General features: G+C 37.0%; 7 protein-coding genes. 3 read left to right on the forward strand and 4 right to left on the reverse strand.

Annotated elements, in window-relative coordinates; all coding sequences use genetic code 11:
* Positions 1-157 precede the first annotated feature (157 nt).
* The 3 genes from AACY61_RS07125 to rseP all read right to left on the reverse strand — a co-directional run bounded on the left by AACY61_RS07125 (position 158) and on the right by rseP (position 2,627).
* Complete coding sequence (locus AACY61_RS07125; RefSeq protein WP_339610882.1) at positions 158-601, reverse strand: DUF4168 domain-containing protein; 444 nt, start codon at positions 599-601, stop codon at positions 158-160.
* Between the two features lie 178 nt (positions 602-779).
* Entirely contained in the window at positions 780-1,229 is a 450-nt protein-coding gene (locus AACY61_RS07130) for a DUF4168 domain-containing protein (RefSeq protein WP_339610883.1), read from the reverse strand.
* A gap of 81 nt (positions 1,230-1,310) precedes the next feature.
* Complete coding sequence (gene rseP, locus AACY61_RS07135; RefSeq protein ID WP_339610884.1) at positions 1,311-2,627, reverse strand: RIP metalloprotease RseP; 1,317 nt, start codon at positions 2,625-2,627, stop codon at positions 1,311-1,313.
* A 144-nt stretch (positions 2,628-2,771) separates the two neighbouring features.
* Between rseP and AACY61_RS07140 the strand changes: the two genes are divergently transcribed.
* Together AACY61_RS07140 and AACY61_RS07145 are read left to right on the forward strand one after the other, a co-directional pair.
* Positions 2,772-3,440 (forward strand): SCO family protein, encoded by a 669-nt coding sequence (locus AACY61_RS07140; RefSeq protein WP_339610885.1) that lies wholly within the window; start codon positions 2,772-2,774, stop codon positions 3,438-3,440.
* A 296-nt stretch (positions 3,441-3,736) separates the two neighbouring features.
* A complete protein-coding gene (locus tag AACY61_RS07145) occupies positions 3,737-4,831 on the forward strand; it encodes a T9SS type A sorting domain-containing protein (RefSeq protein WP_339610886.1) in 1,095 nt (364 codons plus the stop codon).
* Between the two features lie 38 nt (positions 4,832-4,869).
* Here the strand turns inward: AACY61_RS07145 and AACY61_RS07150 are convergent, their stop codons facing one another.
* Complete coding sequence (locus AACY61_RS07150; protein WP_339610887.1) at positions 4,870-5,283, reverse strand: hypothetical protein; 414 nt, start codon at positions 5,281-5,283, stop codon at positions 4,870-4,872.
* 122 nt (positions 5,284-5,405) lie between these two features.
* Here AACY61_RS07150 and AACY61_RS07155 point away from each other — a divergent pair.
* Positions 5,406-6,182: M14 family metallopeptidase (locus AACY61_RS07155; protein WP_339610888.1), on the forward strand; the 777-nt coding region annotated here is incomplete at its 3' end.

Below are 6,182 nucleotides of genomic sequence, written 5' to 3' on the forward strand. Positions count from 1 at the left end.
TTATTTTTCCCCATATAAAAAAAATCAGGGCCAAAAATAAAGTGATAAAAACAATGATTTGTTCCATCGGTCAATTGTTTTCTGATAACCAAGATATTATATTTTAAGCATAAAAAAAACCTCACATAGGAGGTTTTTTAAATTACTTTAAAAAAGTTTACTGTAACTTTTCCTGAAGTTTTTGTTGAAGTTCAGGATCGGTTTGTAATTGTGAAACCACTTGCTGGTATCTTTCAATTGAGATGTTATTACTTACAACAGCATTTTCCATTTCTTTTTGAAATTTAGGTTGTAGTTTTTCAATTTCGATTACTACTTCTTCAAATTTTTTAGTGTCAGCTTCAGATACATTTTCAGGCATTGGGGCATTGGGGTTTTGTGCAGCCTGATACATCACATTAAAGGTAGAAATTTCCATTCCTGAATTTTCAATTATTTTGGTCATTTCATTTTGAGCATTTTCATTTATGCTTTGAATATCTGTATATGCTTTTGCAAAATTTGTTAGTTCGGTATCAGATATTTTTTCTTGACTGAATGCAGATGTTGCAATAAAAAGTAAAGATAAAACAAGGTTTAATGGATTTTTGATGAATTTCATAATTTAAACTTTTGAGATTTTTTATAATTTTCTGCAAAATACAAATCGAAGATTCACTTCAAAACCTGAAAGTTAGTTTAGTATAATTTTAACGGTGAAAGGGTGTTTATAAAAAAATATTTAACAAAAAAACCGATGTGTGTGACATCGGTTTTTAAAAATAGGGTTTCAAAAACTTCTATTGTTTCATTTTCTCCTGCAGTCTTGTTTGCAGTTCAAAATCATTTTCCATCATTTGTGCAATGGCATCAAAACGTTCGAGTGTAATGTTTTGTTTCACGACAGCATCTTCCATTTGTTTTTGAAAAACAGCCTGCATAGCTTCAAAACGTTCCATTACTGATTCAAAATTTTTGGATTCATCTTCAGTAAGAGTTTCAAGAGTTTCAGTGTCTTCCTGCATTTTAGCCTGATATATTTGATTGAAGCGTTCAAGTTCAAAGCCTGAGTTGTCTACAACTTCCATCATAGTAGTTTGAGCTTCTTGGTTGATGCTTTGAATGCTTACAACGGCATTTGCAAAGTTACCAAGCTCGGCATCGGTTACTTTTTCCTGAGCTACTGCTGAAGTGGTTACAAACAAAAGTGCTAAAAAAATGTTTTTACTTAATTTTACAAATCTTTTCATTGTGGAGTGTTTAAATTTAAAGCCTCAAAATTACAACTTTATTACAAAATTGACAATTCCTATCAATTAATTATAATGGTTTTAACCAAACAACCAGCGATAAACATCATTACCATTGGCAAAAAGTACCAAGGCGATAAGAATGAAAAATCCTATCATTTGTGCATATTCCATTACTTTTTCATTGGGTTTTCTACCACTGACCATTTCATACAATAAAAAAACCACGTGACCACCGTCGAGTGCCGGTATAGGTAATATGTTCATAAAGGCCAAAATGATTGAAATAAAGGCAGTTGTCATCCAGAAGCTGTACCAGTCCCATGTATCAGGAAATAGATTTCCGATTGCACCAAAGCCTCCCACTTGAGTGGCTCCTTCCTGTGTGAAAACATATTTAAACTGGGCAACATAATCTCTCAGGATATCATAACCAAAACTACTACCCTGTGTGATACTTTCCCAAAGGGTGTATTTTTTATGAACCACATCAAAGTTCAATAATGGAGCAACACCAATAACATTATTCTCATCGGGTTTGATATCAAAATTTATGATTTCACCATTTCTTTCGACTACTAAAGAGACAGGTTCATCAGTGCTGGATTTTACTTTTTGTGTAAACTCGTGCCAAAAATTTGTTTCCTCCCCATTTACAAAAACAATGCGGTCTTCTTTTTGAAGGCCGGCTTTTTCAGCGGGGCTGTCTGGAGCCACCACATCAATTACAGGGTTTACCAATGGAACAAAAGGTTCTAAAATTCCTGCTTTAAAATTGGTCATACCAATGTCTTCAGGCACTGAAATTGTTTCAGTACTTCCATTTTGATGCAAGACTTCAACAGTTGTTACGTCCCGTAATAAAAGATATTTGTTTATATCAGTTACATTTTCAAAAGGCTCTCCATTTACTTTGAGTATCTGGTCACCATCCTGAAACCCCATTTCTTTAAAACTCTCGTGCACTGCAAAACCATCGGGCATAGTTTCAGGGGTGACAAAATCTCTTCCGTAATTAAATAAAATCAATGTATAAATAAGGAAACCTAAAATTATGTTTACTGTTACACCTCCCAGCATAATGATGAGTCGTTGCCAGGTTGGTTTAGAACGGAATTCCCAGGGTTCCGGTGGTTTTGCCATTTGTTCTTTGTCCATGCTCTCGTCTATCATGCCTGATATTTTCACATAGCCCCCTAGTGGCAACCAGCCTATACCATAAGTAGTTTCACCTATTTTTTTCTTAAACAATGAAAATTTGACATCAAAAAAGAGGTAAAATTTTTCCACACGGGTTTTGAATAATTTCGCGGGGATAAAATGACCCAATTCGTGCAGGACAATGAGTATTGATAAACTTAAAATAAGCTGAATGGCTTTTACAAAAAACGGATCCATAAATTCATTTATGATTGAACGTGCAAAAGTAAGGTTTTATGTCAAGTTTTTAAAACTAAATTTACACGATTGCATTTTAACGAATTACAAACAATATAAGGGAACCAATTTATGTATTTTTGCACTTATTAATTCTTTAAACAAATGCTAAATTTTTTTGCTAAATACAAGTTTTTTGCAATCGTTATGTTGGTGCTTTCAGCCATTATCATAACTGCGATTTATCAAATTTTAAAACCTGCACCAACGCTACCGGTTTATCAACCTACAATGGTGAATTCTGAGTTGGTAGATAGCACCAAGCAATGGGTTAAAAAATATCATACCATAGCAGACTTCTCGCTGGCAAATCAAAATGGTGACACCATCACTCAAAAAAACTACCAAGACAAAATTTACATAGCCGATTTCTTTTTTACCACCTGCCCCACCATTTGTCCCATCATGACAGACAATATGTTAAAACTGCAGGAGAAACTCAAAGACCAGGATGATGTATTGCTGCTTTCGCACACGGTCACACCTGAGATTGACAGTGTTCCGGTTTTAAAGGCATACGCCGAAAAGAAAGGGGTTAACGATGCCAAATGGAACCTTGTTACAGGTGACAAGAAACACATTTATGACCTTGCCCGAAAGTCTTACCTGGTGGCAAAAGATGAGCCCTATGGCGGGAATTATGATATGATCCATACCGAAAATTTTGTGCTTGTGGATGCCCAAAAACGCATTCGCGGTTTTTATGACGGCACAAACTGGGAAGAAATGGAAGAATTGCTGGAAGATTTGAAAATTCTACTACGAGAGGAGTAAAGTGATTTTTAGAGATTTAACCTTAAGTTTATATATGGATTTCCGGTTGTGCTCTTAACAATATTCTTTTTTTTCCTTTGTGACTGAGAGCCTTTGAGGCAAACAATAAAGTCAATATTAAACGTAGTATTTTCAATCTTTGTTTACAATACCTTTTACTATGTAATTGAGCTCAAAGCTTATAAACTATTTCAATAAAAATAAAACTGAATTTTATACTTTGTTATCATTTTAAAATGGATTAATTTTCCAAAACGGAATCTATTATTAAACTATCTTAAAAACAAAATACAGGGATGAAACAAATCTACTTTATTGCTCTTTTCTTTTTTGCAACTATACTCTTACCAAGCAAAATTTTAGCTCAATGCGAAGATATAACGGTGGAGAATATAACAAACCCGGGCCCTTATGAAGTCGCAACTCTTACTGAAGCTGATGGAATTAGAAATGGTCCTGATTATCTTAGCGCAACGATTTATTATCCCACAAATGCAACGCCTCCTTTTGCCAGTATTGCCATAGTTCCCGGATTTACGGCATTGCCTTCAAGTGTTCAAGAATGGGGGCCTTTTTATGCCTCTCATGGAATAGTTGCAATTATTATTGGCACCAATTCAGTTTTTGATCTTCCTGAAGCAAGAGCGATGGCACTGATAGATGCCCTGGAAACCGTTCGTCAGGAAAATTTCCGAAATACATCGCCACTTGAAGACAAGCTTGATATTGATAAATTTGCTGTAAGCGGATGGTCTATGGGAGGTGGAGGATCGCAACGCGCGGCAGTTATTGACAGCACCATAAAAGGTGTTGTTGCGCTGTGTCCCTGGTTACCAAACCCCTCCCTAAACCACGAGAGTCCGGTCCTTATATTTAGTGGCCAAAATGATTCTACTGCCCCACCTGCCGAACACGCAGACCTTCACTATAACGCCACACCAAACTCAACAGATAAACTTCTCTTTGAAGTTGCAAATGGAAATCATTCAGTGGCCAACACACCTAATGGTGGTAACGGTGTGGTTGGAAAAATTGCCCTTTCTTGGCTTAAATTATATGTAGATGAGGATGATTGTTATTGTCCCTTGTTGACAGATTTCCTTTTGGTTGATCCGCCTGCTGCTTCTAAAGTACTTTCCAGCTTTGAGTGTGAGTTGCTTGGACTGCCTGAAAACAGCTTTGCAACTATTGTATATCCAAACCCTACAAAAAACAGTGTGAATGTAAACATTCAAAACCCAACCCAATATACCGTATACAATACTCTGGGGCAAAAATTGTTCTCCGGGATACTTCATCAAAATGAAAAGCAAATAGACTTTTCAAACTTCAATAAAGGGGTTTATTATGTGCGGATGGAAAATGAAACATTAAAAATTATTAGGAATTAATGATTTAAAATCCGAACCTGAATTGGTTTGAAGTTTGTTTAATGTTTTAAATTCACTTCAAGAAAATATTTCCTTTTATTCTGAGGCACAGTACTCTCGGGATAGGGAGAGAGTTTGTACCCGATAAGTTTTTTGGTTTTGGTCTCTACCAGCATATTTTCTTCTTCTGAACCAAAACGTTCCCCGTGAAAAATCAGTTGTTTTACCATTCGGTCTGAACCGCTTTCAATGATGACACGTATTCTTGCTTCGCCTTCCCATACACAGGTCACATCTTTGGGACAGCGGGAATCTTCCATTACACTTTCAAAAGTAATCGCAGCTTCTTCAAAGATTACCGTTTCCCCCAGAGGAATTTTTGCAACAATCACGGGCGCCGTGATTTGAGTAAGCTCCTGAGCAGATGCCTGAATACCCATCAAGAGACATAACATTAAAACAAGGGTTTTCATAATTCTAAATTTCGGTTCCCTCAAAATTACGGAATATAAATGTTAAACTTTCCCATTGCTGGAAGCTTTTCTTTATTTTTGGAACGCAACCTTTTTTTGATTTTAGATAATTACACTTCACTATGAAACAAAAACTCCTCTGTGGTGTTTTGTTCTTTACGGGAATTTTATTCCTTGCTGCACAAAACAACTACCCAACACAACAACAAATTACCCAACGCCTTCAACAACTCAGCAGTGGCAGGGTTGCCACCCTCACATCGCTGGTAAAAACCGAAACCGGTAAGGATATATGGGTACTGAAAATAGGAACCGGTGACTTGGATAATAAACCTGCCATCGCCGTTGTGGGCGGTGCAGAAGGTTTTCACGTGCTGAGTGTGGAACTGGCACTGCAATTTGCGGAACGCCTGGTCAATAACCATAAAGATGCACTGGAAACGACTACATTCTATATCTTTCCCAATATGTCACCCGATGCCTACGCACAATACCACGGCAACCTGAAATATGAACGCCGCGGCAATGCTGCCAAAGTGGACCACGACCGTGACGGGAGTGTGAGTGAAGACTCCTATGAAGATTTAAACAATGACGGGCTCATCACACAAATCAGGGTGGAGAGTCCTATGGGAGATTACAAGCCGCATCCCGAAGACGCTCAGGTACTTGTGAAAGCTGACCGAAGCAAGGGTGAAACCGGAAATTATCTGCTGTATTCTGAAGGTATAGATAATGATAAAGATAAAAAATTCAATGAAGACCCTGAAGAAGGCATTGCTTTTAACAAAAACCTTACTTATAAATTTCCCGTCTTTGAACCTTTGGCAGGCGACTACCCCGTTTCACAAAGGGAAACCCGTGCCATGCTGGATTACCTTTTTGACCAGTGGAATATT

The organism is uncultured Planktosalinus sp., assembly GCF_963973675.1.
Taxonomy (GTDB): Bacteria; Bacteroidota; Bacteroidia; order Flavobacteriales; family Flavobacteriaceae; genus Planktosalinus.

Excerpts from the sequence above, each read along its gene's own strand:
- AACY61_RS07125 (WP_339610882.1), bottom strand. The coding sequence starts at position 601 with ATGAAATTCATCAAAAATCCATTAAACCTTGTTTTATCTTTACTTTTT.
- AACY61_RS07130 (WP_339610883.1), bottom strand. The coding sequence starts at position 1,229 with ATGAAAAGATTTGTAAAATTAAGTAAAAACATTTTTTTAGCACTTTTG.
- rseP (WP_339610884.1), bottom strand. The coding sequence starts at position 2,627 with ATGGATCCGTTTTTTGTAAAAGCCATTCAGCTTATTTTAAGTTTATCA.
- AACY61_RS07140 (WP_339610885.1), top strand. The coding sequence starts at position 2,772 with ATGCTAAATTTTTTTGCTAAATACAAGTTTTTTGCAATCGTTATGTTG.
- AACY61_RS07145 (WP_339610886.1), top strand. The coding sequence starts at position 3,737 with ATGAAACAAATCTACTTTATTGCTCTTTTCTTTTTTGCAACTATACTC.
- AACY61_RS07150 (WP_339610887.1), bottom strand. The coding sequence starts at position 5,283 with ATGAAAACCCTTGTTTTAATGTTATGTCTCTTGATGGGTATTCAGGCA.